28 protein-coding genes are annotated in these 26,343 nt (G+C 68.6%); 11 read left to right on the top strand and 17 right to left on the bottom strand.

The features are described from left to right. Both I7X18_RS08285 and I7X18_RS08280 read right to left on the bottom strand, forming a co-directional pair. On the bottom strand, positions 1–837 hold the full coding sequence (locus I7X18_RS08285) for a glycine betaine ABC transporter substrate-binding protein (RefSeq protein ID WP_193048225.1): 837 nt from the start codon (positions 835–837) through the stop codon (positions 1–3). 8 nt (positions 838–845) lie between these two features. Continuing rightward, on the bottom strand, positions 846–2,021 hold the full coding sequence (locus I7X18_RS08280) for an NAD(P)-dependent malic enzyme (protein WP_193048318.1): 1,176 nt from the start codon (positions 2,019–2,021) through the stop codon (positions 846–848). Positions 2,022–2,120: 99 nt separating this feature from the next. Here I7X18_RS08280 and corA point away from each other — a divergent pair, with 99 nt between their 5' ends. Further along, positions 2,121–3,152, top strand: coding sequence for a magnesium/cobalt transporter CorA (gene corA / locus I7X18_RS08275; protein WP_193048224.1), 1,032 nt, complete (start codon positions 2,121–2,123; stop codon positions 3,150–3,152). On the opposite strand, the gene I7X18_RS08270 is transcribed toward corA, so the two are convergent. From I7X18_RS08270 to I7X18_RS08245, 6 genes are all read right to left on the bottom strand, one after another. Continuing rightward, entirely contained in the window at positions 3,149–3,742 is a 594-nt protein-coding gene (locus I7X18_RS08270; protein ID WP_193048223.1) for a suppressor of fused domain protein, read from the bottom strand. The genes corA and I7X18_RS08270 overlap by 4 nt on opposite strands. Next, on the bottom strand, positions 3,739–4,956 hold the full coding sequence (locus I7X18_RS08265; protein ID WP_193048222.1) for an ABC transporter ATP-binding protein: 1,218 nt from the start codon (positions 4,954–4,956) through the stop codon (positions 3,739–3,741). The genes I7X18_RS08270 and I7X18_RS08265 overlap by 4 nt, the downstream gene beginning before the upstream one ends. Positions 4,957–4,960: 4 nt before the next feature. Next, positions 4,961–5,785, bottom strand: coding sequence for a carbohydrate ABC transporter permease (locus I7X18_RS08260; RefSeq protein ID WP_193048317.1), 825 nt, complete (start codon positions 5,783–5,785; stop codon positions 4,961–4,963). Between the two features lie 104 nt (positions 5,786–5,889). Then, a complete protein-coding gene (locus tag I7X18_RS08255) occupies positions 5,890–6,831 on the bottom strand; it encodes a carbohydrate ABC transporter permease (protein WP_193048221.1) in 942 nt (313 codons plus the stop codon). After that, positions 6,828–8,225, bottom strand: coding sequence for an ABC transporter substrate-binding protein (locus I7X18_RS08250; RefSeq protein WP_269751306.1), 1,398 nt, complete (start codon positions 8,223–8,225; stop codon positions 6,828–6,830). Before I7X18_RS08250 ends, I7X18_RS08255 begins: the two co-directional genes overlap by 4 nt. A gap of 178 nt (positions 8,226–8,403) precedes the next feature. Continuing rightward, the gene (locus I7X18_RS08245; protein ID WP_193048220.1) at positions 8,404–8,934 is read right to left on the bottom strand and encodes a YflT domain-containing protein; all 531 of its coding nucleotides are present in this window, start codon (positions 8,932–8,934) and stop codon (positions 8,404–8,406) included. Between the two features lie 128 nt (positions 8,935–9,062). Here I7X18_RS08245 and I7X18_RS08240 point away from each other — a divergent pair, with 128 nt between their 5' ends. Further along, positions 9,063–9,662, top strand: a complete 600-nt coding sequence (locus I7X18_RS08240) for a DUF4190 domain-containing protein (protein ID WP_193048219.1) — start codon at positions 9,063–9,065, stop codon at positions 9,660–9,662. Positions 9,663–9,666: 4 nt separating this feature from the next. Here I7X18_RS08240 and I7X18_RS08235 read toward each other — a convergent pair whose 3' ends face one another. Next, positions 9,667–10,563 carry an HpcH/HpaI aldolase/citrate lyase family protein gene (locus I7X18_RS08235; protein ID WP_408632904.1) on the bottom strand — a complete coding sequence of 299 codons (897 nt, stop codon included), beginning with the start codon at positions 10,561–10,563 and terminating at the stop codon, positions 9,667–9,669. A 112-nt stretch (positions 10,564–10,675) separates the two neighbouring features. Between I7X18_RS08235 and I7X18_RS08230 the strand changes: the two genes are divergently transcribed. The 4 genes from I7X18_RS08230 (at position 10,676) to I7X18_RS08215 (ending at position 15,114) form a co-directional block, all read left to right on the top strand. After that, positions 10,676–11,971 carry a magnesium transporter MgtE N-terminal domain-containing protein gene (locus I7X18_RS08230; RefSeq protein ID WP_193048217.1) on the top strand — a complete coding sequence of 432 codons (1,296 nt, stop codon included), beginning with the start codon at positions 10,676–10,678 and terminating at the stop codon, positions 11,969–11,971. Next, the gene (locus tag I7X18_RS08225) at positions 11,968–12,516 is read left to right on the top strand and encodes a DUF1003 domain-containing protein (protein ID WP_193048216.1); all 549 of its coding nucleotides are present in this window, start codon (positions 11,968–11,970) and stop codon (positions 12,514–12,516) included. The genes I7X18_RS08230 and I7X18_RS08225 overlap by 4 nt, the downstream gene beginning before the upstream one ends. A gap of 125 nt (positions 12,517–12,641) precedes the next feature. Continuing rightward, positions 12,642–13,913: a lytic transglycosylase domain-containing protein gene (locus I7X18_RS08220; RefSeq protein ID WP_232375435.1), complete on the top strand. Its 1,272-nt coding sequence runs from the start codon at positions 12,642–12,644 to the stop codon at positions 13,911–13,913. A gap of 58 nt (positions 13,914–13,971) precedes the next feature. Beyond that, positions 13,972–15,114 (top strand): Mrp/NBP35 family ATP-binding protein, encoded by a 1,143-nt coding sequence (locus tag I7X18_RS08215; RefSeq protein WP_193048214.1) that lies wholly within the window; start codon positions 13,972–13,974, stop codon positions 15,112–15,114. On the opposite strand, the gene tatB is transcribed toward I7X18_RS08215, so the two are convergent. From tatB to sigE, 4 genes are all read right to left on the bottom strand, one after another. After that, positions 15,111–15,512, bottom strand: coding sequence for a Sec-independent protein translocase protein TatB (tatB, locus tag I7X18_RS08210; protein WP_193048213.1), 402 nt, complete (start codon positions 15,510–15,512; stop codon positions 15,111–15,113). The two genes, I7X18_RS08215 and tatB, sit on opposite strands and share 4 nt — an antisense overlap. Further along, complete coding sequence (gene htrA / locus I7X18_RS08205; RefSeq protein ID WP_193048212.1) at positions 15,512–17,002, bottom strand: serine protease HtrA; 1,491 nt, start codon at positions 17,000–17,002, stop codon at positions 15,512–15,514. The genes tatB and htrA overlap by 1 nt, the downstream gene beginning before the upstream one ends. 9 nt (positions 17,003–17,011) lie before the next feature. Continuing rightward, positions 17,012–17,410, bottom strand: a complete 399-nt coding sequence (rseA, locus tag I7X18_RS08200; protein WP_193048315.1) for an anti-sigma E factor RseA — start codon at positions 17,408–17,410, stop codon at positions 17,012–17,014. An 87-nt stretch (positions 17,411–17,497) separates the two neighbouring features. Further along, positions 17,498–18,259: an RNA polymerase sigma factor SigE gene (sigE, locus tag I7X18_RS08195; RefSeq protein ID WP_193048211.1), complete on the bottom strand. Its 762-nt coding sequence runs from the start codon at positions 18,257–18,259 to the stop codon at positions 17,498–17,500. Between the two features lie 177 nt (positions 18,260–18,436). Here sigE and I7X18_RS08190 point away from each other — a divergent pair, with 177 nt between their 5' ends. The 4 genes from I7X18_RS08190 to I7X18_RS08175 all read left to right on the top strand — a co-directional run bounded on the left by I7X18_RS08190 (position 18,437) and on the right by I7X18_RS08175 (position 22,401). After that, positions 18,437–19,126: an O-methyltransferase gene (locus tag I7X18_RS08190; protein ID WP_226864382.1), complete on the top strand. Its 690-nt coding sequence runs from the start codon at positions 18,437–18,439 to the stop codon at positions 19,124–19,126. Positions 19,127–19,197: 71 nt separating this feature from the next. Beyond that, positions 19,198–19,893 (top strand): TetR/AcrR family transcriptional regulator, encoded by a 696-nt coding sequence (locus I7X18_RS08185; RefSeq protein ID WP_193048210.1) that lies wholly within the window; start codon positions 19,198–19,200, stop codon positions 19,891–19,893. Beyond that, positions 19,856–20,797 (top strand): ABC transporter ATP-binding protein, encoded by a 942-nt coding sequence (locus I7X18_RS08180; protein ID WP_193048209.1) that lies wholly within the window; start codon positions 19,856–19,858, stop codon positions 20,795–20,797. The genes I7X18_RS08185 and I7X18_RS08180 overlap by 38 nt, the downstream gene beginning before the upstream one ends. Beyond that, the gene (locus I7X18_RS08175) at positions 20,794–22,401 is read left to right on the top strand and encodes an ABC transporter permease (RefSeq protein WP_193048208.1); all 1,608 of its coding nucleotides are present in this window, start codon (positions 20,794–20,796) and stop codon (positions 22,399–22,401) included. Before I7X18_RS08180 ends, I7X18_RS08175 begins: the two co-directional genes overlap by 4 nt. 9 nt (positions 22,402–22,410) lie before the next feature. Here the strand turns inward: I7X18_RS08175 and glgC are convergent, their stop codons facing one another. Then, positions 22,411–23,625, bottom strand: a complete 1,215-nt coding sequence (gene glgC / locus I7X18_RS08170) for a glucose-1-phosphate adenylyltransferase (protein ID WP_193048207.1) — start codon at positions 23,623–23,625, stop codon at positions 22,411–22,413. 173 nt (positions 23,626–23,798) lie between these two features. Here glgC and glgA point away from each other — a divergent pair, with 173 nt between their 5' ends. Continuing rightward, positions 23,799–24,962: a glycogen synthase gene (gene glgA, locus I7X18_RS08165; RefSeq protein ID WP_193048206.1), complete on the top strand. Its 1,164-nt coding sequence runs from the start codon at positions 23,799–23,801 to the stop codon at positions 24,960–24,962. A gap of 67 nt (positions 24,963–25,029) precedes the next feature. Here the strand turns inward: glgA and I7X18_RS08160 are convergent, their stop codons facing one another. The 3 genes from I7X18_RS08160 to I7X18_RS08150 form a co-directional block, all read right to left on the bottom strand. Next, entirely contained in the window at positions 25,030–25,197 is a 168-nt protein-coding gene (locus I7X18_RS08160; RefSeq protein ID WP_005059648.1) for a DUF3117 domain-containing protein, read from the bottom strand. A 114-nt stretch (positions 25,198–25,311) separates the two neighbouring features. After that, positions 25,312–25,935, bottom strand: a complete 624-nt coding sequence (locus I7X18_RS08155; protein ID WP_193048205.1) for a DNA-3-methyladenine glycosylase I — start codon at positions 25,933–25,935, stop codon at positions 25,312–25,314. Next, the gene (locus I7X18_RS08150; protein ID WP_193048204.1) at positions 25,932–26,243 is read right to left on the bottom strand and encodes a DivIVA domain-containing protein; all 312 of its coding nucleotides are present in this window, start codon (positions 26,241–26,243) and stop codon (positions 25,932–25,934) included. Before I7X18_RS08150 ends, I7X18_RS08155 begins: the two co-directional genes overlap by 4 nt. Positions 26,244–26,343 lie beyond the last annotated feature (100 nt).

Genomic DNA, 26,343 nt, shown 5'->3' with positions numbered 1-26,343 from the left:
TCAGTCGCGCAGCGGATGGTTGGCCAGCCATTCGCCGGCCACCGCGGCCGGGTCCGCACCGTCGGCGACCCGGGCGCGCATCTGCGCCAGCGCGGCGGTGTCGAGTACCCCGGCGACCTCGTTGAGCGCGAGGATCTGCGATTCCTCGAGGGTGTTGCGCCGGTACAGCGGCACCACGTTCTCCGCTCGCACCAGTGACGTGCGGTCGGCGAGCACCACCAGTTCCGGCGGGATGCCCGGCGCCGCGGTCGTGGTCCACGCGGCGTTCACCGCGCCGGCCTGCACCGCGGCGAACAGGGTTGCGGTGTCCGGGGATTCGCGCGGGGCTCGCAGCCGGCAGGTACCGATCACCGCCGGTGTGCGCAGGGCACGGACCCTGCCCGGCCTGATGTCGCCGCACCGCCGTACCAGCGCCGAGAGGTCCTGCCCGCCCATATCGGCGACGGTCGACTCGGTCACCGCGAGGGCCGGTTTGTCCTCGGCCGCAGTGGTGTAGTCACCGGCGGCGATCCCCTCGGGTAGCGCCGAGACCATATCCCGGTAGACCTGTTCGTCGGCGCGGGCGGTCGCATCGGGCTGGAAGCGCGCCAGCAGCCGTCCGGTCAGGCCCGGCACCACCGCGACGTCACCGGCGTCGAGCGCGGTCAGCGGGTCGGCGGCCGACTCGACCCGGGTGGCGGTGCCGTAGTAGCGCAGCGCGGCGGCGTAGAGATGCGCGGTGATCAGCGACACGTCGTCCTCGGCGGACCCGATCGTCAGCGACGGCCCGCCCTGCGGTCCCCCGCACGCGGTCACCAACACCGCGCACAGTGCGGCCAGAAGACGGCGCACGACCATCCGGCGGCTCAGCCGAGTTCGGGGGCGGCTTGCGAGGCGGTGCCGACCGCCGCGGCCACCGCTGGAGCCACCCGCGGATCGAGCGCACTGGGCACGATGTGGTCGACGGCAAGATCGTCGCCGACCACCGAGAAGATCGCCTCGGCCGCGGCCACCTTCATCCGCTCGGTGATCCGCCGCGCCCCGGCGTCCAGTGCGCCGCGGAACACGCCGGGAAACGCCAGCACGTTGTTGATCTGGTTCGGGAAGTCGCTGCGGCCGGTCGCCACGACGGTGGCGTACTTGCGCGCGGCGTCCGGGTGGATCTCGGGGTCGGGATTGGACAGCGCGAACACGATGCCGCCCGGCGCCATCGTCGCGACCGCCGCCTCGGGGACGACACCGGCCGACAGGCCGAGGAACATGTCGGCGCCGTCGAGCGCCTCGGCGACCCCGCCGGTGCGTCCCGCCGGGTTGGTGCGCTCGGCGAGTTCGGCTTTGAACGGGTTGAGGTCGTCGCGTCCGGTGTGCACGATGCCCTTGCTGTCCAGCACGGTGACGTCGGGGATGCCGGCCGCGAGCAGGATGTTGGCGCATGCGACGCCGGCGGCACCGGCCCCGGAGATCACCACCCGCAACGCGGCCATATCCCGGTCGAGGACCTTGGCCGCACCCATCAGGGCGGCGAGCACGACGATCGCGGTGCCGTGCTGGTCGTCGTGCATGACCGGACAGTCGAGCGCTTCGATGACGCGGCGTTCGATCTCGAAGCAGCGCGGGGCCGAGATGTCCTCGAGGTTCACCGCGCCGAACGTCGGCCGCAACCGCACCAGCGTCTCGACGATCTCGTCGGGATCGTTGGTGTCGAGCACGATCGGGATGGAGTCGAGGCCGCCGAACGTCTTGAACAGTGCGCTCTTGCCTTCCATCACCGGCAGCGAGGCGGCCGCACCGATGTCACCGAGGCCGAGGACGGCGCTGCCATCGCTGACCACCGCCACCAGCCGGTTGGCCCACGTGTATTTCGCGGCCAACGAGGGGTCCTTCGCGATGGCGCGGCTGACCTGCGCGACACCCGGCGTGTAGGCGATCGACAGGGCCCGCTGAGTGTCCAGCGGCGCCTTGAGTTCCACCGACAATTTGCCGCCCTCGTGGGCGGCGAAGATCTCTGCGTCATCGATGACGACTTGCGGGGTACGCACCATCTCAGCCACGACGTCACAGTATCGGACCCCACGATCTCACCGGCCGGTATCACCCAGTGGTGAGCTTCGGCGGTCGGGCCGGGCGCGTACCATCGCGTGATGCCGTCTTTCCACGTGCCGGTGGCCAGGGCGACTGTGGATTGTGGAGTGTATTGCGACGGGGACCGCCTGCCCGGCAGGTACACCCACGCGTCCGCGCTGCAGAAGGCCCACGAATTGGAGGGCCAGGGACGGTCGGCGTTCGTCTGGATCGGACTACACGAACCCGACGAGCACCAGATGCAGACGGTCGCCGATGTGTTCGGCCTGCACGAACTCGCCGTCGAAGACGCGGTGCACGCCCATCAGCGGCCGAAGGTCGAACGCTACGACGACACGCTGTTCCTGGTGCTCAAGACGGTCAAGTACATCGAGCACGAATCCATGGCCAAGGTCCGTGAGATCGTCGAGACCGGCGAGATCATGATCTTCGTCGGAGTTGATTTCGTCGTCACCGTCCGGCACGGCGAACACAGCGGGCTGACCGGCGTGCGAAAGCGCCTCGAGGATTCGCCCGCGGCCCTGGCTCTCGGCCCGTATGCCGTGATGCACGCGATCGCCGATCAGGTGGTGGACAGTTACCTCGACGTCACCCAGATGGTGGAGACCGATATCGACGCCATGGAGGAGGACATCTTCTCGCCCCGATCGCGGACCAACATCGAGAACATCTACCTGCTCAAACGTGAAGTGGTGGAACTGCGCCGCGCCGTCGCACCGCTGACACCGGCGCTGCAGCGGATCAGCGACTTCGACGATCTGATCTCCATCGAGGTGCGTCGCTACATTCGTGACGTCCTCGACCACAACATCCGTGCCTCCGACCGGATCGGCAGCTACGACGACCTGCTCAGCTCGCTGGTACAGGCCGCGCTCGGCAAGGTCGCGATGCAGCAGAACGTCGACATGCGCAAGATCTCGGCGTGGGTCGCGATCGCCGCGGTGCCGACAGCGATGGCCGGCATCTACGGGATGAACTTCGACTACATGCCGGAACTGCACCAGGTGTGGGGCTATCCCGCGGTGCTGCTGGTGATGGTGACGGTGTGCACGCTGCTCTACCGCACCTTCCGCCGCAACCACTGGCTCTAACTCGGGCTGGCGGCCCGTCGCCGGGGGTCGAGCACGTCGACACCGTCGGTCACCCACGCCTCGCGCATCGCGTCGGCGCCCTTGAGCCGCACCCACGCCGCCTCGGTCGCGGTGATCGGAGTCGCCGAGAAGATCGTCACCGCGGGCAGCGGGCCGGGCAGCGGAACCTCCTCGATATCGCTGTGCCCCAACAGGAAAGCGGTGAACGGCGAAGATTCCCACAGCGGCGTCTCGAGATCGATCAACGCGTCCTCCTCCAGGACGAGGCCCTCCACCGCGGGCGCGGCGGCGAGCACCGCAACCGAACGGGCAAGACCCTTCGGCGTCGAACCACGCAGCGTGACAACCACTTCGGCTCGCGGTCCGTGGATCGCGTCGGTCACCAACTCGGCGGGGTCGAACATCGGGTGCCGCGAACAGCCCACGGACACATAGTGCGCGACACCATCGGAGTCCGGGCCGAACCGCAGCACCTCGATGCGTTCGGTGCCCAGGAACGTGACGCTGGCGGCGGCGGGCTCGGCGGTGATTCCGGCGCGCCGGAAATGCTCACCCAGATGGGTGCGTACCGCGGTCAGGACGTCGGTCACTCGGCGGGTTCGGCCGGTTCCACGATTGTCGGCGCGGCGGACGACTGCTCGTCGGGGATCGTCAGGTTCTCCCCCGAATCGGCATCGAAGATCACCAGCTTCGACGTGTCGAGCGCGAGGGTGATGGTGTCCCCCTGGCGGACCGGGGATTCAGTGGAAACCCGTGCCACGAACTCGTTGTCACCTTGTCCGGATTCGACGGCGAGCTGGGCGAGCTGATCGGACCGGGCGCCGGCGCCCTCGATGCGGAAGTGCACGTACTTCTCGGCGCCGAGCGACTCCACCATGTCGGCCTCGACCTCGAATGACAGCGCGCGGATGCGCGCGTAACCGTCGAGCACCGAGGCGTCCTCGAGGTGTTCGGGCCGCACCCCGACGATGATGTTCTTCGGCTTACCGCGCCGGTTGATCAGATCGTGCGCCTCCTGCGTGAGCGTCACCTCGCCGAAAGGCAGCCGCACCCCGACGTCGGTCAGCGACGCCGGGAAGAAGTTCATCGAGGGCGATCCGATGAACCCGGCGACGAACAGGTTCGCCGGCCGGTTGTAGAGCTCTTCGGGAGAACCGATCTGCTGGGCCACCCCGGCGAGCATGACCACGACGCGGTCGCCGAGCGTCATCGCCTCGGTCTGGTCGTGCGTGACGTAGACGGTGGTGGTGCCCAGCCGGCTCTGCAACCGCGAGATCTCCGAGCGCATCTGCACGCGCAGCTTCGCATCGAGGTTCGACAGCGGCTCGTCCATCAGGAATGCCTTGGGATTGCGCACGATCGCGCGTCCCATCGCCACTCGCTGGCGCTGACCACCGGAGAGCTGACCGGGTTTGCGGTCCAACAGTTCGGTGAGGTCGAGAATCTTCGCGGTCTCCTCGACCTTGGCGTTGATCTCCTCTTTCTTGACCTTCGCCAGCGTGAGGGGGAAGCCGATGTTCTGCCGCACACTCATATGCGGATACAGCGCATAGGACTGGAACACCATCGCGATGTCGCGGTCCTTGGGCGCTTTGTCGTTGACCCGCTCACCGCCGATGCGCAGATCACCCGAGGAGATGTCCTCCAGCCCGGCGATCATGTTGAGCGTCGTCGACTTCCCGCAGCCCGACGGACCGACCAGGATGATGAACTCGCCGTCGGCGATGGTGATCGACAGATCCTTCACGGCCGTCGCACCGTTCGGGTAACTCTTGCTCACCTTGTCCAAGACGATTTCGGCCATCGAGCTACCCCTTCACCGCACCGGACGTCAACCCGGCGACAATCCGTCGTTGGAAGATCAGAACGAAGACAATGATCGGGATGGTGATCACCATCGCGCCCGCCGCGATCGACCCGGTCGGTTCCTCGAACTGCGAACTGCCCGTGAAGTTCGCGATCGCCACCGGCGCCGTGATCGCCCGCTCCGTCGCCGTCAGCGACAGCGCCAGCAGCAGGTCGTTCCACGCGAAGATGAACACCAGGATCGCGGCGGTGACGATGCCGGGCGCCGCGAGCGGCGCGATGACCTTGCGGAACGCCTGCGCCGGAGTCGCACCGTCCATCTTCGCGGCCTTCTCCAGATCCCACGGGATCTCCCGGAAGAACGCCGACAGCGTGTAGATGGCCAGCGGCAGCGCGAAGGTGATGTACGGAATGATGAGGCCGGGCCAGGTGTCGAACAGTCCCAGCGAACGCTCGATGTTGAACAGCGGTGTCACCAGCGAGATCTGGGGGAACATCGCGATCAGCAGCGCGACGCCGACCAGCAGCTTCTTACCCGGGAACGCCAGGCGCGCCACCGCGTACGCGGCCATGCCACCGACCGTCACGGCGATGACCGTGGTGATGAGGCCGATACCGATCGAGTTGACCAGTGCCGAACTGAACGCGCTCCCCGAGAAGATGCCCTTGTAGTTGGCGAAGGTGATCTCCGACGGAATCAGCTTGCCGTCCTTGACACTCGACGTCGGCTTGAGCGAAAGGCTCAGGATCCACAGCACCGGAAACAGCGCGTAGAGCACCACGAGGATGTTGACGACAGTCCATCCGGTCGCGCGCCCGGCACCCACCCGCTCGTTCATCGCTGCCCTCTGCTCTTCGCGCAAGCGCTCATCGCTGCCCTCTGCTCTTCGCGCAAGCGCTCATCGCTGCCCTCTGCTCTTCGCGCAAGCGCTCATCGCTGCCCTTCCTCGTCCGACCCGGGGGCCGACGCTCCGAACAGCTTGATGTAGATGAACGCGATGATCGCCACGCACAGGAAGATCAGCACGCTGATCGCCGAGCCGAGCCCGAGGTTGAACGCCTTGAAGAGGTTGTCGTAGCCGAGAATCGACACCGATCCGGTGTTGTTGGCGCCCTGGGTCAGCACGTAGATGTTGTCGAACACCCGGAACGCGTCGAGCGTGCGGAACAGCAGCGCCACCAGGATGGCCGGTTTGATCAGCGGCAGAATGATTTTCACCAGCCGCTTCCACGGGCCCGCGCCGTCCATCTGTGCGGCGTTGAGCAGATCCTGGGGCACCAGCGCGAGACCGGCGAGCAGCAGCAGCGCCATGAACGGCGTCGTCTTCCACACCTCGGCGAGGACGACGATCGCCAGCGACGGAAGCTGTTCGGTCAGCGGGGCGCTGCCCTCGGGAAGGAGGTTGGCCAGGTAGCCGGTGCCCGGTGTCCATGCGTAGTACCAGCTGTAGGACGCCGCGACGGTGACGATGCCGTACGGGACCAGGATCGCCGTGCGCACCACACCTTTACCGAAGATCGTCCGGTGCATCACCAGCGCCAACGCCATACCGAGGACGAATTCGATGGCCACCGACACCACCGTGATGCCCAGTGTCACCGCCAGCGCGGTCCACCAGTAGCCGTCGGTGAGCACGGTGACGTAGTTCTGCAACCCGACGAACTCGGTGTCGTCGGGCGTGGCGAGGTTGTAGCGCTGCAGGCTCAGCCACACCGAGTAGACGATCGGATAGGCCGTGACGGCCAGCATCAGGATGACCGCCGGGGTGATCAGCAGGAACGCCAGCCGCCGCTCGGATTTCGCATCGTCGCTGCCGCCACTGGTCGCGGTGGGCGGAGCCGTGTCGGGTGCGGTGTCAACAGTGGCTGTCACGGGATGAGCCCCTTGCCGTCGATCGCCTTCTGGACCTGTTCGGTCAGCTCGTCCGCGGTGCGCTCGGGATCGATGTTCGTGATCGGCGCGAGCGTCACCGAGATCCGCGTGGACACCGCCTGGTACTGCGGGCTGGCCGGACGCACCGCGGCGTCGATCAACTGTCGGCGGATGACGTCGTACTGGGGGTAGCGGGCCTGGAAGGCGGGATCGTCGTAGAGCGACGCCCGCACGGCGGGCAGACCGCCTTCGACCGAGGTGAGCCGCTGGTTCTCCGGGCTGCGCAGACACCGCATCACCTCGAACGCCTCCGCCTTGTGCTGGGAGGTCTTGGCGACGGCGAGGTTCAGCCCGCCGAGCGTCACCTTCGCGGGCGTGCCGGGGTTCACCTCCGGGAAGGGCGCGAAACCGAACACCTCGCGGCTGGCGTCGTAAGCGGTCCGGAACTGTTCGTCGCTCGGCGAGAAGGTGCCCGCGTCGTTGATGGCGGCGGTCAGATCGGGCCGCTTGTTGAGCGGAAGGAAGCCGACACCGCCCTTGACGGCGTTCTCCAGCATCGACGGCAGCACGAACGGCCAGTTCACCTCGAGTGCGGCCTTGCCGGCCTCGAGCGCCAGACGCGCGGTGCTCTCGTCGGTCTGGGTGATCGACGGATCGGCGCCCGGCGCCGTGGCCACCGACTTGATGACCTGCAGCGCCTTGACGGTCGCGGCCCGGTGCTCGGGCGTGTCGGTCAGCGTGACCTTGCTGCCGTCGTCGGAGAGGACCCGGCCGCCCGCGCTTTCCAGCAGCGTGTTGAACCACACGACCAGACCCTCGTACTGCTTGGCCTGCACCGCGATCCAGCTGGGCTGCCCCGCCTCGTGCAGCCGGGTGGCCTCGGCCACCATGGCGTCCCAGTTGCTCGGCGGCTCGGCCATCAGATCGGCGCGGTACCAGAGCACCTGGGTGTTCGTGGTGATCGGCGATGCGTACAGCTTGTCCTGCCAGGTCGCGGTCTCCAGCGGGCCGGGCAGCGTATCGGTCGTCGCGTCACGCTCGGCCATGCCGGACGGATCGTCGGACAGCGGCAGGATCCAGCCCGCCTCGGCGAACTCCGCGGTCCACACGACGTCCATGGCCATCATGTCGAGAGTCTTGTCGTTGCCGGTCAACCGCCGGGCGAGCTGCAGCCGCTGTTCGTCGGCGCTCTTGGGCAGGCTGATCTGGCGAACGGTGAAACCGTTGTCGAGCTGTTCGGTACACCGCTCGGCGAGCGCCGTGAAGGTGGCCAGCTCGTTGGCCGAGGTGTACAGGTTGATGACGTTTCCGCCGCCGCCGGATCCACACGCCGAGACCATCGACGCCGTCGCCAGCGCGGCGACTGCTGCAGCACATAGCCGCTGAGCGCGCACGACCAGCCTCCCGTCCGTTCCAAGGTCGCCGCAAAAGCGGCTCCGGCGGGGAACCTCCCGCGCGCAAACCGTAGAGGGAGACGAGCGTGATTTGCAACACTTCGTCGGGCCCGGCGGTGGAATCGCGCCTGATCGTGACCTCAGCGTGTCATCCGCAACGCGCGGATGCGGTGCCGGCTCAGATCGTCAAGCGCGCCAGCAGATCCCGGCCCTGTTCGGCGTTCTGCGGGTCACACAGCACGTCGTAGCGTCCGGCGACCAGTTGCATGGTCGAGCTGAAATCCCTTGTGCCACGGGCCATGGCGTATGGGATCGCCGACGTGATGAGGCCGAAGAACACACCGGCGATGACGCCGGTGAGCAGTGCGCTCCACGGATTCGGGCTGAAGAACCCCAGGATCAGGCCGATGAACAGACCGAGCCAGGCACCGGTCAGCACACCGCCGCCGAGGACCTTCGGCCACGTGAGCCGGCCGGTCACCCGCTCCACCTGCATCAGGTCCACCCCGACGATGGTCACCTGCTGCACTGGGAACTGCTGATCCGACAGGTGGTCCACCGCGCGTTGGGCCTCGGCGTAGGTCGAGTAGGAACCGATCGGCCAACCCTTGGGCGGGGTGGGCAGCGGGGCGGGCACCCCGCGCGCCGCGGCCGGCGGTGAGCTCGGCGGGGTGCCCGGTGTGGGCCCGGATTGGAAAGGACTCGTCATCGCTCGTCATTCTCCTCTAGGACGCCGTTGTCGGCAGCGGGTTCTGGTCACTTCAACGTCCCGACCGCCCGATTCGTGCCCGGATCGGGCCACTGCCCCGCGGACCCGGCGTGCGCTAGGTTGAGGTCATGACGAATCCGGACCGCGACCCCGAGCAATCGTCGGCAGCGGAGTCCGGTTCGGGCGCCTCCGAGCCACCCGTCGACGGTTACGACACCCCGGCCTACGGTCAGCCGCCCGCCTACCCGCCGCCTCCTCCCGGTTATGAACAGCCCGGTTATCAGGACCCCGGCTATCCGCAACCCGGTTACCAGCAGCCGGGCTATCCGCCGCCGCCCGGCTACCAGCCCTACGGCTCGTTCGGCGCGCCCTACGACACCTCCGGCGGCTACCCCCCGCCGCCGCCCGGCTATCCGCCCTACGGTGCGGCGCCCTACGGTGCGGCGCCCTACGGTGCGGCGCCCTACGGTGCGGCGCCCTACGGTGCGGCGCCTTACGGTGCGGCGCCCAGGACCAACCCGCTGGCCATCTGGTCGCTGGTGGCGTCGCTGATCGGCTTCGTGTGCTGCCTCGGCTCGGTGGCCGGCATCGTCCTCGGTGTGATGTCGCTGAACCAGATCAAGCAGAAGCAGGAAGAGGGCCAGGGGCTGGCGATTGCGGGTATCGCCGTCGGCGCGGTGTCGCTTATCGCCGGGCTCGCCATGGCCGTCCTCGTCGCGAACTCCTGACGCGTCAGCTGGGTGGACAGAACGGCTCAGCCTGACGGGTCATACCCGCGGCCCGCCCACGGGCGGCGATCACCAGCGCCATCTTGCGGCTGGCCTCGTCGATCATCTCGTCGCCCAGCATCACCGCACCGCGGGCCCCGCCGGCGCGCGACGTGTGCCACTCGTAGGCCTCGAGGATCAGCTCCGCGTGGTCGTAATCCCGTTGGCGCGGGCTGAAGATCTCGTTGCCCGCGGCGATCTGATCCGGATGCAGCACCCACTTGCCGTCGAAGCCCAGCGCCGCCGAGCGCCCCGCCACCCGGCGGAACGCCTCGACGTCGCGCACCTTGAGGAACGGCCCGTCGATCGCCAGCACACCGTGGGTGCGGGCGGCGATGAGGATGCGCATCAGGATGTGGTGGTAGGCGTCGCCCACGTCGTACCCCTCGGGCTGTTCGCCGACGACCAGGGTGCGCATGTTGAGGCTGGCCATCATGTCGGCCGGGCCGAGCACCAGCGCCTGGACGCGCGGCGCCGCGGCGATCGCGTCGATATGGGTCAGCCCGGCGGCGTTCTCGATCTGCGCCTCGATGCCGATCCGGCCGACGGGCAGTCCATGCGTCGTCTCGAGTTGGGTCAGCAGCAGATCGAGTGCGTGGATGTGTGAGATGTCGGTGACCTTCGGCAACACGATGATGTCGAGGTGGGCGCCGGCGGTCGACACGACTTCGATGACGTCGGCGTAGGTCCACGGCGTGGTCCAGTCGTTGACCCGAACGCCGCGTACCTGTGCGGCCCAACCGGGTTCGGCCAGCGCCACCGCCACCCGGGTGCGCGCTTCGGCCTTGGCGTCCGGCGCCACCGCATCCTCCAGATCGAGGAACACCTCGTCGGCCGGCAAACCCTTGGCTTTCTCGATCATCTTGGTGCTGCTGCCGGGGACCGAGAGACAGGTCCGACGCGGCCGGGCGGAATCGTCGAGTTCGCGGGGTCGAATCGCGTGCGTCACGGCTCTACTCTCTACCCTTTGAGTCATGTCGGCGGTGAACAGGGTCTACGCAGCGCGGCTCGCGGGAATGGTGGTCCTCGGCCCGGACGGGGAGTCGATCGGCCGTGTGCGCGATGTGGTGATCAGCATCAGCATCGTCCGCCAGCAGCCCCGTGTCCTCGGCCTCGTCGTCGAATTGCTCAGCCGCCGTAGGATTTTCGTCCCGATCCTGCGAGTCACCGCCATCGAGCCCAGTGCGGTCACGCTGACGACGGCCAATGTGTCACTGCGTAAATTCCTGCAACGCCCCGGGGAGGTCCTGGTGGTTGGCCAGGTCCTGGAAACCCGGGTGCGCGTCGACGATCCCGACCTCACCCAGCTCGCCGGAATCGACGTCGTGGTGGTCGATCTCGGTATCGAGCAGAGCCGCACGCGCGACTGGCTGGTGACCCGCGTCGCGGTGCGCACCCAGCGGCGGCTCGGGCGGCGCTCCAACATCCACGTCGTCGAATGGCACCACGTGCAGGGCCTCACGCCGTCCGGTCTGGCAATGCCCGACCAGGGGGTGGCCTCGCTGCTCGAGCAGTTCGAGGGTCAGCGGGCGGTCGAGGTCGCCGAGGCGATCCGCGAACTGCCACCGAAGCGCCGGTACGAGGTGGTCAACGCGCTCGACGACGAACGGCTCGCCGACGTGCTCCAGGAACTGCCGATGGACGATCAGGCCGACGTGCTGCGCCAGATGAAGACCGAGCGCGCCGCCGACGTGCTCGAGGCGATGGACCCCGACGACGCCGCCGACCTGCTCGGCTCCATGACGCCCGCCGACGCCGAGACGCTGCTGCGGCGGATGGATCCCGAGGACTCCGAGGACGTGCGCCGGTTGCTGAGCCACTCCCCCGACACCGCGGGCGGGCTGATGACGTCCGAGCCGGTGGTGCTGGCCCCCGACGTCACGGTGGCCGAGGCCCTGGCCCGGGTGCGTGACCCCGACCTGACCCCGGCGCTGGCGTCGCTGGCGTTCGTCGCGCGGCCGCCCACCGCCACGCCCACCGGGCACTACCTCGGTTGCGTGCACCTGCAGCGACTCCTGCGCGAACCGCCAGCCACGCTGGTCAGCGGAATCCTCGACACCGACCTGCCGAACCTGAGCCCGGAGGATTCGCTCGGCGCGGTGACCCGGTACTTCGCGGCCTACAATCTCGTCTGCGGTCCGGTCGTCGACGAGGAGAACCACCTGCTGGGTGCGGTGTCCGTCGACGACGTCCTGGACCACCTGCTTCCCGACGACTGGCGCGACCGGGTCGAGGAACCCGAGCTGTCCGGTACCGAAGGGACGTCATGAGCGACTTGTCGGCGCGCGGGCGGCTGGACACCCCGCGTACCCCGCGCCGGATCACGTTCAACGTCGACCGGGAGGCGGTCGGCCAGGTCGGCGAGCGGGTTGCGCGGTTCCTGGGCACCGGCCGGTACCTGGCGGTGCAGACGATGATCGTGATCGTCTGGATCGCGCTCAACATGTTCGCGATCTCGCTGCAGTGGGATCCGTATCCGTTCATCCTGCTCAACCTCGCGTTCTCCACGCAGGCCGCCTACGCCGCACCGTTGATCCTGCTGGCGCAGAACCGGCAGGAGAACCGCGACAAGGTGTCACTGGACGAAGACCGCAGGCGCGCCGCCCAGACGAAGGCCGACACCGAGTACCTCGCCCGCGAGCTGGCCGCGCTGCGGCTGTCCGTCGGCGAAGTGGCGACCCGTGACTACCTGCGCCGCGAACTCGAGGAACTGCGCGAGATGATCGCGACCCTGCTCGCGGCCACCGACGCCGACGGCCGCGAATCGGGCGCAAAGCTCGATGGTGGCGAACGGCGGTCGAAGCGGTCCGGCTGACCCGGGTTGCGCATTGCTGCAACGGACGTGACACCAGTTATGTATGGTGACTTGGTTCACACACCTGGGTCGGGCCAGAGCACACGCTTAGGACGGTTGCAGTGCACATAGGGGGAGCGGCCGCGGTGACGGCGGCCCGACGCCGCGTGGCCCGGGGACTGCGCAAACCTGCCGCCGGAATCATCATCATCGCCCCGCTGGTGCTGGCGGGCGCCGTCGGAGCGTCCGCGCCGACGCTGCCCCACTCCGTGAGCAACGCCGCGGTCACACCGCTGGCCGCTGTCGAGACGGCGCCGCGCAACCCCGCGGGTCCGTCGGTGGTGGCGGTCAAACGGGCGCCGGGGTCCTTCCGCATCGCCGCCTCCACGGTGTCCTCCCCGCCCCCGGCCGTGGTGGTCAACTCCCCCGGCAGCCTCAAGATCCCCGCGATGGCGTTGAGCGCGTACCGCAACGCCGAACGAATGATGGCCGCCGCGGTCCCCAACTGCGGGCTGAGCTGGAACCTGCTCGCCGGTATCGGCCGCATCGAGTCCATGCACGCCAACGGCGGTGCGACGGACTCGCGCGGCACACCGGTCCGGCCGATCTACGGCCCCGCGCTCGACGGCACACTGCCCGGCAACGAGGTCATCGAGATGGGCCGCACCGCCGACCGGGTCACCTACGCCCGCGCGATGGGACCGATGCAGTTCCTGCCCGGCACCTGGGCGCGCTACGCGTCCGACGGCGACGGCGACGGCAAATCAGACGTGCAGAACCTCTACGACTCGACGCTGGCCGCGGGCCGGTACCTGTGCAGTGGCGGACTGAACCTGCGCGACCCGTCGCAGGTGATGTCGGCCATCCTTCGGTACAACAACTCGGTCGCCTATGCGCGCAACGTGCTGAGCTGGGCGGGCGGTTACGCGACCGGCGTCGTCCCGGTGGACCTGCCGCCGATCACCGGACCGGTGCCCGCGATCGGCGACTCCCATCTCGACAGGAACGAAGGGCTCGGGCCCGGCACCCCGGTCAACGCGACCGGCCTGCCCGCGGACGACCCGCTGGCCCTGGTGCCGCTGCTGAGCCGCAACGACGCCAGCCGCATGCCCGGCACCAACGTGCCCGGCTTCGCGCCAGGACAACGGCTGGGTCCGCTGCCCGGCCCGGCTCCGGCCGCCCCCGCGACCACCGCCCCGGCACCGGCCGCACCCGCTCCCTGGGTGCCGCCGTGGATGGCTCCGCCGCCGCCCCCGCCGCCCAGCTGCGTGGTGTTCTGCCTCGAAAACGTCCCACCCCCCGCCGCCGGGCCGGCTCCCGCACCGGGACCTGTTGCGCCGCCGCCCGGCCCGGTGGCCCCTGCGGTTCCTCTTCCGGGCCCGGCGCCCACCGGTCCCGCGCCCGGCCCGGTGGCCTGAGCGGCGGCATCGCCCGCGTGTGGGAACCGCCTGCCGGGTCGGCCTAGACTCGCAGGCGATGTCCCAAACTCCCGATGAGCGCCAGACGGCGATCCGTGCCGCGCTGGCCAAGGTGATCGACCCCGAGCTGCGACGACCGATCACCGAGCTCGGCATGGTCAAGAACGTCACGATCGCGCCGGACGACAGCGTGCACGTCGAGGTGTACCTGACCACCGCCGCGTGCCCGAAGCGCACCGAGATCACCGAGCAGGTCCAGAAGGCGGTCGCCGATGTGCCCGGCACCGGCGCGGTCCGCGTGAGCCTCGATGTGATGAACGACGAGCAGCGCACCGAGCTGCGCAAGCAGCTGCGCGGCGACTCCCGCGAGCCGGTGATCCCGTTCGCCCAGCCCGGCTCGCTGACCCGGGTCTACGCCGTCGCCTCCGGGAAGGGCGGCGTCGGAAAGTCGAGCGTCACGGTCAACGTCGCGGCGGCGATGGCGGCGCGCGGGCTCACCGTCGGCGTGCTCGACGCCGACATCTACGGCCACTCCGTGCCCCGCATGATGGGCACCGCCGATCGGCCCACCCAGGTCGATTCGATGATCCTGCCGCCCATCGCGCACGACGTGAAGGTCATCTCGATCGCGATGTTCACCCAGGGCAACACCCCCGTGGTGTGGCGCGGGCCGATGCTGCACCGGGCGCTGCAGCAGTTCCTCGCCGACGTGTTCTGGGGCGATCTCGACGTCCTGCTGCTCGACCTGCCGCCCGGTACCGGCGACGTGGCGATCTCGGTCGCCCAGCTGATCCCCGGCGCCGAGATCCTGGTCGTCACCACCCCGCAGCTGGCGGCCGCCGAGGTGGCCGAGCGGGCCGGGGCGATCGCCCTGCAGACCCGCCAGCGCATCGTGGGTGTGGTCGAGAACATGTCCGGCCTGCTGATGCCGGATGGCACCGTCATGAATCTGTTCGGTGAAGGCGGTGGACGCCAGGTCGCCGAGCGGCTGACCCGCGCGGTCGGCGCCGACGTCCCGCTGCTCGGCCAGGTGCCGCTGGACCCTGCGCTGGTCGCTGCCGGCGATTCGGGCGTCCCGCTGGTGCTGTCGGCGCCCGACTCGCCTGCGGGTAAGGAACTCCGCGGCGTCGCCGACGCACTGTCGGCCCGCAAACGCGGGCTGGCCGGGATGTCGCTGGGACTGGATCCCGCCGGACGCTAGGTCGCGTCGCTGTCGAACGGTGTGGCCGTCGGAGCGCTCGGCGGCGGGTTCACCTGGGTGACCGGCTTTTCCTGACCGGCTTCCGGTTTACCGTTCGCCTGCTGGTCGAACTTGCCGGTGAAGAACGAGTCGTCACCGTCGAGCAGGTGTTTGGTCAGCGCCGCGCGCGGCGTCATCCCGCGCAGCTTCTGCAGTTCGGTGATGGGTTCGCGGAGGTCCTCGAACTCGGGGCCGAAGTCCTGACGCAGCTGGGTCGTCGCGCCGCTGACGTAATCGCGGGCCTGACGCAGCGCGCTGGACGTCCAGCGGATCGCACCGGGCAGCCGTTCCGGTCCCAGGATCACCAGCCCGGCGATCACCAGGATCAGCATCTCCCCCCAGCCGATGTTGGCGAACATCAGTCGGTGCTGGCGTCCGGTGTCGGCGTGACCGTGAGTGTCACGGGACGCCCGTCACGAACCACCTCGATCGGGGCGGGCTCACCGATTGTGAGCTGACGCACCGCCACCACGAACTCGTCGGCGTCCGCGACGTCGCGGTCACCCACCTTCACCACGACGTCGTTCTCCAGGATGCCGGCCCGCTCGGCAGCGCTGCCCGCCTTCACGTTGGCGACCTGCGCGCCGGAGGCCACGTCGTTGCTGACGGATTTGGCGGTCAGGCCCAGCGTCGGATGCGAGATCCTGCCGTCCTGGATCAACGCCTCGACGACGGTCTTGACCTCGTTGACGGGAATGGCGAAGCCGAGGCCACTTGCGCTGTCGGACAGCGACTTCCCGGCGGTGTTGATACCGATGACCTCTGAGTTCATGTTGATCAGCGGGCCACCGGAGTTGCCGTGGTTGATCGAGGCGTCGGTCTGCACGCCGTCGATGACGGTGTCGGTGTCGGATCCGTCACCGGACAGCGGAACCGGGCGGTGCAGCGCGCTGATGATGCCCGCGGTGACCGTGCTGCGCAGACCCAGCGGGGCGCCGGCGGCGATCACTTCTTCGCCGACGCGCAGCGTGTCCGAGTCACCCATCTTGGCCACTGTCAGGTTGTCGACGTTGTCGACCTTGAGTACAGCGAGGTCGGTCTTGGGGTCGCGACCGACGAGGTTGGCGGGCACCTCTTTACCGTCGTTGAACACGACGTAGATCTTGAACTTGGCCGGGTTGGTGGCCGCCTCGGAGATGACGTGGTTGTTGGTGACGATGTAGCCGCGATCGTCGATGACCACACCGGATCCCTGGGACCCCTCCTGATCGCTCTTGGCCTCGATGGTCACCACCGAATCCGCGACCGCGTCGGCGACTTTGGTGATACGCCCCTCCGGCGGATCGCCGGTGTCGCTGGTCTCCAGCGTGACCTTCGAGGTGGTGAACGCCTGCACAGTCTCGGCGGTCTTGTTGCCGACCCAGCCGCCGAGTGCGCCCACCATCAACGCGGTGAGCAGCAGAATGGCGAGCGCGACGTAGGAGACCCTCCCGCCGAACAGCACATCGCGCACGCTGAGCTTGCCCGCCTGCGCGGGCGCGTGGACAGGCGCCGACGCGGGCATCGCCGGGGTGCCCAGCGCGGCCGGTGCGCTCGGATCACGCCACGGATCGGGCTGGGTGTCGCCGGTGTCACCAGCCCGTTCGGCGTCGAGCGCGCCTGAGTCGGCCGGATGGCGCTGCAGCGAATCCCCGGCGTACGGCGGGCGGCCGAAGGCCTCGGCCAGCACCGGGTCGGGCGTCTGATTCGTCGGGGTGTACTCCCCCTGGTCGCGACGGTTGTCGGCGCCGAGAAACGAGCCGCGGACACCACTGGGCCGGCCGAAGGCGCGCTGTGCCGCCGGGTCCACCGGGGGCCGCTCGACGGGGCGAGGGGCCATGCGGCGGCCAGCCTGGTCCTGATTGGTCACGGATTCAGCCTACCGGCGCTTACGCCGGTCCCGCGTAGTGTCGCCAGCAAACTTCGACTGGTCTGCGCCGTCGACCGGTGACCGCGGCATGTGATCCGGGATCTGCGACAACATTCCGAGCAGGGTGTTCGGTATCGCGATCGGCTGGGAGTCCCGCAATGCCGACCGGGCTTGACTCTGCGCGTCGACCTCGGCGGCGCACTGGGGGCAGAGCGACAGATGATTCGCCGCGCGCAGGTGTGCGGTCATGCGCAACTCACCGTCGACGAAGGCCGCGACGGCCTCGATGGACAGGTGTTCGGTGGAGCCGAACTGCCGCGGCGCGCCCACGGGAGCGTCGTTCTGGGACGCGAACTGAGCGGGCAACCAGGAGAACGCCCGACGGAACACATGCCCCGGATCGACCATCATCCAGCTCCTCTCGGCTCGCTCATCGGCCCGTAAGACGCCGCCCACACGAGGTTAGCGCGGCACGGTCCGCCAGACACGCGATCGTCAGGCCGATGCAGCCGCATCCGGTACGTGGTGGGCCACGTAGTCGCGCAACGCTTGGCGGCCGCGGTGGATCCGGCTACGCACCGTGCCCAGCTTCACTCCGAGCGTGGCACCGATCTCCTCGTAGGACAGGCCTTCGATGTCGCACAGCACGACCGCGGCGCGGAACTCCGGGGGCAGCGAATCGAGCGCGGCCTGCAAATCCGGCCCGAGCCGGGAGTCGTGGTAGATCTGCTCGGGGTTCGGATCGTCGGCGGGCACCCGGTCGTAGTCCTCGGGCAACGCCTCCATACGAATGCGGCCACGGCGCCGGACCATGTCGAGGAACAGGTTGGTGGTGATGCGGTGCAGCCAGCCCTCGAACGTGCCCGGCTGGTAGTTCTGCACCGAGCGGAAGACGCGGATGAACGTCTCCTGGGTCAGGTCCTCGGCATCGTGCTGGTTGCCCGAGAGTCGGTAGGCCAACCGGTACACCCGGTCGGCGTGCTGACGCACGAGTTCGTCCCAGGACGGCATGGACTTCTTGTCGCCGGTGGCGTCGAACACGGCCGTTCCGGTGAGCTCGTCGGTCGACTCGATCCAGTCCGAATCGCTGAACTGCTCGAGGTGCGCCATCGAAACGGGGGCAGCCTGTGCTGCCGCAGTCGTGGTGGTCGTCGGATCCTCCAGGTCATGGCCGACAGGATTCGTCGGCTGGTCATCGAGGGCAACACGATGGGCGAGATCCCTATTCCCGAAGCGAAGACGCCTCCCGTGTTCCATGCCGCCACCGTTCCCGACCGGGGTGTGGTAGCGGTATGAGCAATATGAACGTTCCCTGAGAATGCTCAATACCCATTTGTTCACCTGCGAAAACAGGCCCAATTGGACGTACATCACACGGTGCCGCGCGGGCGTGTCGCGGACCCGCGGCTCGCGGGCGCGCAATACAGTGCGGGCATGGCCAGCACCGACGACCCAGCAGGTCAGCCGCGACACGAACCCCCAGGTCAGCAGCGGCCGAGCCGCGCCGAAGCGATCGTCGCACACGCCGAGCAGTCCATCTCCGAGGATGCGATCGTCGCGGCGGCCCGTGAACGTGCCGTGGACATCGGCGCCGGGGCGGTCACGCCGGCGGTCGGCGCGCTGCTGTCCGTGCTCGCGCGCCTGACCGGGGGGAAGGCCGTCGTCGAGGTCGGCACGGGCGCCGGGGTGAGCGGCCTGTGGCTGCTGTCGGGCATGCGCGAGGACGGCGTGCTGACGACCATCGACGTCGAACCGGAACATCAGCGGATCGCCAAGCAGGCGTTCTCCGAGGCCGGTATCGGACCGGGCCGCACGCGGTTGATCAGCGGGCGCGCCCAGGATGTGCTCACCCGGCTGGCCGACGACTCCTACGACCTGGTCTTCATCGACGCCGACCCGGTCGACCAGCCGCAGTTCGTGGTCGAGGGGGTGCGGCTGCTGCGCTCCGGCGGGGCGATCGTGGTGCACCGCGCGGCACTCGGCGGACGTGCCGGTGACGCCGGCGCCCACGACGCGGAGGTCGGCGCGGTACGCGAGGCGGCCCGCCTGATCGCCGAAGACGAACGGTTGACCCCGGTGCTCATCCCGCTGGGCGACGGACTGCTCGCCGCCGCACGCGACTGACCTTCTCTGCGCGTCTCTGTCTCTCTGTGAGGTATTGACCGGCGGCTGAACGCACGTTTAGTCTATTGAACATGCGTTCAGCCGACGAAGACCGCACTGCCCTCGCCCGCATCCGGGATGCGGCGATCGAGCAGTTCGGCCACCACGGCTTCGGAGTCGGCGTACGTGCGATCGCCGAGGCCGCGGGGGTGAGCGCCGCGCTGGTGATCCACCACTTCGGCTCCAAGGACGGTCTGCGCAAAGCGTGCGACGACTACGTCGCCGAGGAGATCCGCACCGGGAAGTCGTCGTCGATCCAGAGCAATGATCCGGCGACCTGGCTTGCCGAGATGTCCGAGATCGAGTCCTACGCGCCGCTGATGGCGTACCTGGTGCGCAGCATGCAGTCGGGTGGCGATCTGGCGAAGTCGTTGTGGCGGCGGATGATCGACAACACCGAGCAGTACCTGGCTGAAGGGGTCCGGGCGGGCACCGTCAAACCCAGCCGCGACCCGCAGGGCCGCGCCCGCTTCCTGGCGACGGTCGGCGGCGGCGGCTTCCTGCTGTACCTGCAGATGCACGACGATCCCTCCGACCTGCGCCGGGTCCTGCGCGATTACTCCCAAGACATGGTCCTGCCCGCGCTCGAGCTCTACACCAACGGGCTGATGGCCGATTCGACGATGTACGACGCCTTTCTCCAAGACGCCTTTCTCCAAGACGCCTTTCTCGAACACCAAGGAGACGGTGATGACGGTTCAGACACCCACGTCCCGGCGACGGCCTGAGGACACCGCACCGCTCGCGGTCGACATCCGCGGGCTGGTCAAGACATTCGGGCGCACCCGCGCGCTCGACGGTCTCGACCTGAGCGTCTCCCCCGGTGAGATCGCCGGGTTCCTCGGCCCCAACGGGTCGGGCAAATCCACCACGATCCGCGTCCTGCTCGGGCTGTTGCGCGCCGAGACGGGCACGGTTCGCCTGCTCGGCGGCGATCCCTGGCGCGATGCGGTCGACCTGCACCGCCGCATCGCCTACGTCCCGGGTGACGTCACGCTGTGGCCGAACCTGACCGGGCTGCAGGCCATCGATTTCCTGGGCCGGCTGCGCGGACCCGGTGCGCTCGACACGGGCAGGCGCGACGAATTGATCGAGCGCTTCGAACTCGATCCACACAAGAAGGCGCGCACCTATTCGAAGGGCAACCGGCAGAAGGTCGCGCTCGTCGCCGCCTTCAGCACCGGCGCCGACCTCTACATCCTCGACGAACCGACATCCGGCCTGGACCCGTTGATGGAGAAGGCTTTTCAGCGGTGCGTCGGCGAGGTCGCCCGCGACGGAGCGGCGGTCCTGCTGTCCAGCCACATCCTCGCCGAGGTCGAGAAGCTCTGCGACACCGTGACGATCATCCGGGCGGGCCGCACGGTGCGCTCCGGCCCGCTCGACGAACTGCGCCACCTGATGCGCACGACGGTGACCGCCCGCACCCGCGACGATGCCGCGGCGCTGCAGAGCGCCCCGTTCGTCCACGATTTCACGACGGTCGACGGCCGCGCCCGGTTCTCCGTGGACCGCGACGCCCTCGACGCGGCGATGGCGCGGTTGACCGAACTCGGGATCGCCGAACTCACCGTGACGCCCGCATCGCTCGAGGACATGTTCCTGCGCGAGTACTCCGGAGCGCACCGATGAGCACCGCGGCGCCGGCCCGCGCACATGCGCGCACGGCGTCCCCATACACCGGTGTGGGCGACCTGATCCGGTTGGCGCTGCGCCGTGACCGCCTCCGGTTGAGTGTGTGGATCGCGATGCTGACGCTGATGATGGTCTACGCCCCCAACGCGGTGAAGCTGGCCTATCCCGACGAGCCGCAGCGGCTGGCCCGGGTGAACCTGATGAAGACACCCGCGGGAATCATCATGGGCGGCCCCATGTTCGGGGTTCGCGAGACCGATCTGGGCGCGATGATGGCCAACGAGCTGATGCTGACGCTCATCGTGGCCGCCTCGATCCTGTCCATTCTCACCGTCATCCGCCACACCCGGGCCGAAGAGGAAAGCGGCGCAGCGGAATTGGTGCTCTCCTCAGTGGTCGGCCGGTACGCGCGCACCACCGCGGCGCTGTTCCTGGTCGGCGCCGTCAACGCCGTGCTGACCGTCACGATGACCGTGGCCATGTCGGCGGCGGGATTCCGGTTCATCGACACCCTGGCGATGTGCGTCGGCGTCACCGCCGTATCGATGGTCTTCGGTGCCGTCGCCGCCGTCACCGCGCAGCTGTGGCGACAGGCCCGCACGGCGACCGGCGCGGCGATGGCGGTGCTGGCGGCGGCGGCGCTGATCCGTGGAATCGGTGACGTCATCGACAATTCCGGCAGCGCGCTGAGCTGGCTGTCTCCGATCGCCTGGGCGCAGCAGATGCGGGCGTTCGTCGAGCTGCGGTGGTGGCCGCTCGCCCTGCTCCTCGCCCTCACGGTCGCGCTCATCGCGCTGGCCGCGGTCCTGGAGAACCGCAGACAGTACGACGCCGGGACGCTTCCCACCCGAGGCGACCGGCCCGGCGCCCCACCGATCCGCGGCGTCCTGGGTCTGCACCTGACCCTGCAGCGCGGGCTGACCATCGGCTGGGGCATCGGGCTGTTCCTCGGCGGGCTCGCCTTCGGATCGATGACGAAGTCGCTCATCGACGCCGCTGAAACCAACGAACTGCTGGCCCGGGTGCTCGACGTGCAGGGCACCGACGGCGTGTACACCACGATGACGCAGTTCCTCGCGGCTGCGGCGACGGCGTACGTGGTGAGCGCGGTGCTGCGGGTGCACGCCGACGAGCAGTCCGGCGCAGGCGAGGCAGTGCTGGCCGGTGCCGTGTCGCGGTGGCGCTGGCTGCTGAGCGCCATGGCCGCCGCGATGCTGGGAGCCACGCTGTTGATGGCCGGCGCGGGGTTCGGCAACGGGCTCGGGGCAGGCCTGACGCTCGGCGAGCCGGCGACCGTCGTCGACCTCACCGTCGCCGGGTTGGCATTCGTTCCGGCGCTGGCGGTGGTCGCCGGTGTCGCGGCGCTGGCGGTTGCCGTGCGCCGTCCCTGGGTCGCCTGGCTGGCGGTGGCGTTCATCGTCGTCTCGCTGTACCTCGGCGCGCTGCTTCGCCTGCCGCAGTGGCTGCTGGACGCCTCGCCCGTCTTGCAGACGACGGCGCCCACGGACTATCCGTTGTCTGCGATGGCGGCGATGTGCGTTGTCGCCGTGGCGTTCACCGGCCTGGCCGGATGGGTGTACCGCCACCGCGACGCCGTGTGAGAGATATAGCTAAATCCAGATGCCCTTGCCGACCGCCACGACACCGCCCGAGCTGACCGAGAACCGTTCGCGGTCCTTTTCCAAGTCGACCCCGACCATCTCCCCCGGCCCGACGACGACGTTCTTGTCCAGGATCGCGTGCCGCACCACGGCGCCGCGCCCGATCCGGGTGCCCGGCATGATGACGCTGCCCTCCACGATCGCGCCGTCGTCGATGTAGACGTTGGACGACAGCACCGAATTTCGGACCGAGGCCGCCGAGATGATGCTGCCCGCACCCACCACCGATTCCTGGGCGGAACCGCCGTTGACGAACTTGGCCGGCGCGAGGTTGTCCGACTCGCCGCGGATGGGCCAGCGCTTGTTGTACAGGTTGAAGATCGGGTGCACCGACACCAGATCCATGTGGGCGTCGTAGAACGCGTCGAGCGTCCCGACATCGCGCCAGTAGCCGTGGTCGCGTTCGGTGGCACCGGGGACCTCGTTGTTACTGAAGTCGTAGACCGCCGCCATGCCGTCGGACACCAGGCGCGGGATGATGTCGCCGCCCATGTCGTGATCGGAGTCGTCGTCGTCGGCGTCGGCGCGGATGGCGTCGATGAGCACCTTGGTGGTGAAGATGTAGTTGCCCATCGAGACGAACGTCTGCTCGGGATCGTCGGGGGTGCCGGGCGGGTCGGCGGGCTTCTCGATGAAGCTGCGGATGCGGCCCGTCTCGTCGGAGTCGATGCACCCGAACGCGGTGGCCTCGGCGCGCGGCACCCGGATTCCGGCGACCGTCGCCCCTGCGCCACTCTCGATGTGGAACTGGAGCATCTGCTCGGGATCCATCCGGTACACGTGGTCGGCGCCGAACACCACGATGTAGTCCGGATCCTCGTCGTAGATCAGGTTCATCGACTGGTAGATGGCATCGGCCGAGCCGGTGTACCACCGCGGGCCGAGCCGCTGCTGCGCGGGGACGGGGGTGATGTACTCACCCGCCAGGCCGCTCAGCCGCCAGTTCTGCGAGATGTGCCGGTCCAGCGAGTGCGACTTGTACTGGGTGAGTACGCAGATCCGCAGGTAGCGCGCATTGACGAGATTCGACAGCACGAAGTCGATGAGGCGGTAGGCCCCACCGAAGGGAACCGCCGGCTTGGCCCGGTCCGCAGTCAGCGGATACAGCCGCTTGCCCTCCCCGCCGGCCAGGACGATGCCCAGCACGTGTGGCAATTCCCTCATGTCTCAAACCTATCCGGCGGTGGTGACTGGGGCCAGCCATTGACACCAATGATTACGCGTTCACGGGTGCTAGAACAACGATTTCGGGGTCTGACATACCCACCGGGATTCGTCGCAATCGTGTTCGCGAACAGGACTGCGTCAGCCGGGTGCGGTCCACTACCGTCATCACCATGCGGGTGGCGATGATGACTCGGGAATATCCACCCGAGGTCTACGGCGGAGCGGGCGTGCACGTCACCGAACTCGTGGCGCAGTTGCGCCGTCTCTGCGAGGTCGACGTGCACTGCATGGGCGCACCCCGGCCGGACGCCTTCGTCGCCGCGCCGGATCCGGCACTGAAGGGCGCCAACCCTGCGCTCTCCACGCTGTCGGCGGATCTGAACATGGTCAACGCCGCGGGCGACGCCACCGTCGTGCACTCCCACACCTGGTACTCCGGGCTGGCCGGGCACCTGACGGGGCTGCTGTACGGCATCCCCCACGTGCTGACCGCCCACTCGCTGGAGCCGATGCGGCCGTGGAAGGCCGAACAACTCGGCGGCGGCTACCGGGTGTCGTCATGGGTGGAGAAGACCGCGGTGGAGGCCGCCGACGCGGTGATCGCCGTGAGTTCCGGGATGCGCGACGACGTGCTCAAGACCTATCCCGCGCTGGACCCGAGCCGGGTGCATGTGGTGCGCAACGGCATCGACACCGACGTCTGGTATCCGACGCAGCCGCAGCCCGGGGAGTCTGTGCTGGCGGAACTGGGCGTGGACCCCACGCGGCCGATCGTGGCGTTCGTCGGCCGGATCACCCGGCAGAAGGGGGTGGCGCATCTCGTCGCCGCCGCCCACCACTTCGACCCCGAGGTGCAGCTGGTGCTGTGCGCAGGGGCGCCCGACACCCCCGAGATCGCCGCCGAGGTGACGGCAGCGGTGCAGCAGCTGGCCCGCACCCGCACCGGTGTGTTCTGGGTCCGCGAGATGCTGCCCATCGGCAAGATTCGGGAAATACTCTCCGCGGCAACGGTTTTCGTGTGCCCGTCGGTGTACGAGCCGCTGGGCATCGTGAACCTCGAGGCCATGGCGTGCTCGACGGCGGTCGTGGCGTCCGACGTCGGGGGTATCCCGGAGGTCGTCGCCGACCATCAGACCGGGCTGCTGGTGCACTACGACGCGGGTGATACCGACTTCTTCGAGACACGGCTTGCCGACGCCGTCAATTCACTGGTTGCCGAACCGCAGCGAGCCCGCGAATACGGGGCCGCCGGACGCGAGCGGTGCATCGCGGAGTTCTCATGGGCGCACATCGCCGAGCAGACGATGGAGGTCTACCGCACGGTGTCGCAGTAGAACAGGAGTTCGGCGAACCGGCGCGGGGCTCGAAAGCCACCGCGCCGGGTCATGCCCACAACCCTGGCTAGCTGGTGACGTTCTTCAATTCGTCGCCCAGCGCCGCCGCCTCGTCGGGGGTCAGTTCGACGACGAGTCGGCCGCCACCTTCCAGTGGTACCCGCATCACGATGCCGCGCCCCTCCTTGGTTGCTTCCAGGGGACCGTCACCGGTCCGGGGCTTCATCGCCGCCATCGAGAGCTCCCTCCACAATGAACCAACCGCCCGGCCTCGCCCACCTTCGGCGAAACCGACACTCAACTTCTCTATTGTTCCCTATCGACTGCACAACGTGTGCGAAGACCCGTTTTAACCGCTGTGTCGAGGCACCGCAGCCATCGGTGGCACCCAGCATGCCGCGATGTGGTCGTCGACCATTCCGGTCGCCTGCATCAGCGCGTACGCCGTCGTCGGACCGACGAACCGGAAGCCGCGACGCTTGAGATCCTTGGCCAGCGCGGTCGATTCGGGGGTGACCGCGGGCACCTGCGACAGATCCGCCGGCCGTTTGCGCTCCGGCGGTGCGTACGACCACAGCAACTCCGCGAGGTCGACGTCGAGAGCTTCGGCCGCACGCGCGTTGGCGATGGTCGCCTCGATCTTCGCGCGGTTGCGCACGATTCCGGTGTCCGCCATCAGCCTGTCTACATCGCGTTCGGTGTAGCCGGCGACGCGTTCGATGTCGAACCCGTCGAACGCCCGCCGGAAGTTCTCCCGCTTGCGCAAGATGATGAGCCACGACAGACCACTCTGGAAGGCCTCCAGGCTGATCCGCTCGAACAGCGCGGGCGTATCCCGAACGGGCCGGCCCCACTCGTGATCGTGGTAGTCCCGGTAGAGCACGAAATCCGCTGGGGCCAGCCGGATTCCGTCAAGCCAGCCACACCGGACCCGGCCGTCGTCGACGACCCCTCCCCCGACCGCGTCGGTCACGGGGACTCCTCGGCCGGTCGGGCGGCCGCGTGTACCGCCGCCAGTTCACCGCGCAGCGCGTCGATCTCTTGTCCGAGCCGGTCGAGCACCCAGTCGACCTCGCTGGCCTTGTAGCCGCGCAGCGTCTGCGTGAACTTCAGGGCGTCGACGTCGGCGCCGGTGACCCCCGAGGCCGGCAGCACCGTCGCGGTGGTGCCGTGAGGTAGCGGAGGCAACGCCTCGCCACGGCCGAACAACACACTGCCCACCCCGAACAGCACGACGGCCACCAGGACGAGCACCACCAGGTAGAGCAGTATCAGCGTCACGACAAGCACCACACAATCACACAGGAACGGATTGGTCTCGTCTCACATCATTCACGACCCCACCGACACGCCGGCGGTGCCTGCGCGCCGGCCGACCGGT

This window comes from Mycolicibacterium baixiangningiae (assembly GCF_016313185.1).
Taxonomy (GTDB): Bacteria; Actinomycetota; Actinomycetes; order Mycobacteriales; family Mycobacteriaceae; genus Mycobacterium; species Mycobacterium baixiangningiae.
The sequence above is the reverse complement of the archived record's forward strand: the minus strand, read 5'-3'. Positions and strand labels throughout refer to the sequence as shown.

Coding starts and splice junctions, on each gene's coding strand:
- I7X18_RS08280 (WP_193048318.1), bottom strand. CDS start 2,021: ATGGTGCGTACCCCGCAAGTCGTCATCGATGACGCAGAGATCTTCGCC.
- I7X18_RS08265 (WP_193048222.1), bottom strand. CDS start 4,956: ATGGCCGAAATCGTCTTGGACAAGGTGAGCAAGAGTTACCCGAACGGT.
- I7X18_RS08215 (WP_193048214.1), top strand. CDS start 13,972: ATGTCCCAAACTCCCGATGAGCGCCAGACGGCGATCCGTGCCGCGCTG.
- I7X18_RS08235 (WP_408632904.1), bottom strand. CDS start 10,563: ATGATCGAGAAAGCCAAGGGTTTGCCGGCCGACGAGGTGTTCCTCGAT.
- I7X18_RS08160 (WP_005059648.1), bottom strand. CDS start 25,197: ATGGCGGCGATGAAGCCCCGGACCGGTGACGGTCCCCTGGAAGCAACC.
- I7X18_RS08225 (WP_193048216.1), top strand. CDS start 11,968: ATGAGCGACTTGTCGGCGCGCGGGCGGCTGGACACCCCGCGTACCCCG.
- tatB (WP_193048213.1), bottom strand. CDS start 15,512: ATGTTCGCCAACATCGGCTGGGGGGAGATGCTGATCCTGGTGATCGCC.
- glgA (WP_193048206.1), top strand. CDS start 23,799: ATGCGGGTGGCGATGATGACTCGGGAATATCCACCCGAGGTCTACGGC.
- corA (WP_193048224.1), top strand. CDS start 2,121: ATGCCGTCTTTCCACGTGCCGGTGGCCAGGGCGACTGTGGATTGTGGA.
- I7X18_RS08190 (WP_226864382.1), top strand. CDS start 18,437: ATGGCCAGCACCGACGACCCAGCAGGTCAGCCGCGACACGAACCCCCA.
- I7X18_RS08185 (WP_193048210.1), top strand. CDS start 19,198: ATGCGTTCAGCCGACGAAGACCGCACTGCCCTCGCCCGCATCCGGGAT.
- I7X18_RS08180 (WP_193048209.1), top strand. CDS start 19,856: ATGACGGTTCAGACACCCACGTCCCGGCGACGGCCTGAGGACACCGCA.
- glgC (WP_193048207.1), bottom strand. CDS start 23,625: ATGAGGGAATTGCCACACGTGCTGGGCATCGTCCTGGCCGGCGGGGAG.
- I7X18_RS08175 (WP_193048208.1), top strand. CDS start 20,794: ATGAGCACCGCGGCGCCGGCCCGCGCACATGCGCGCACGGCGTCCCCA.
- rseA (WP_193048315.1), bottom strand. CDS start 17,410: ATGGTCGATCCGGGGCATGTGTTCCGTCGGGCGTTCTCCTGGTTGCCC.
- I7X18_RS08245 (WP_193048220.1), bottom strand. CDS start 8,934: ATGACGAGTCCTTTCCAATCCGGGCCCACACCGGGCACCCCGCCGAGC.
- I7X18_RS08240 (WP_193048219.1), top strand. CDS start 9,063: ATGACGAATCCGGACCGCGACCCCGAGCAATCGTCGGCAGCGGAGTCC.
- sigE (WP_193048211.1), bottom strand. CDS start 18,259: ATGGAACACGGGAGGCGTCTTCGCTTCGGGAATAGGGATCTCGCCCAT.
- I7X18_RS08230 (WP_193048217.1), top strand. CDS start 10,676: ATGTCGGCGGTGAACAGGGTCTACGCAGCGCGGCTCGCGGGAATGGTG.
- I7X18_RS08285 (WP_193048225.1), bottom strand. CDS start 837: ATGGTCGTGCGCCGTCTTCTGGCCGCACTGTGCGCGGTGTTGGTGACC.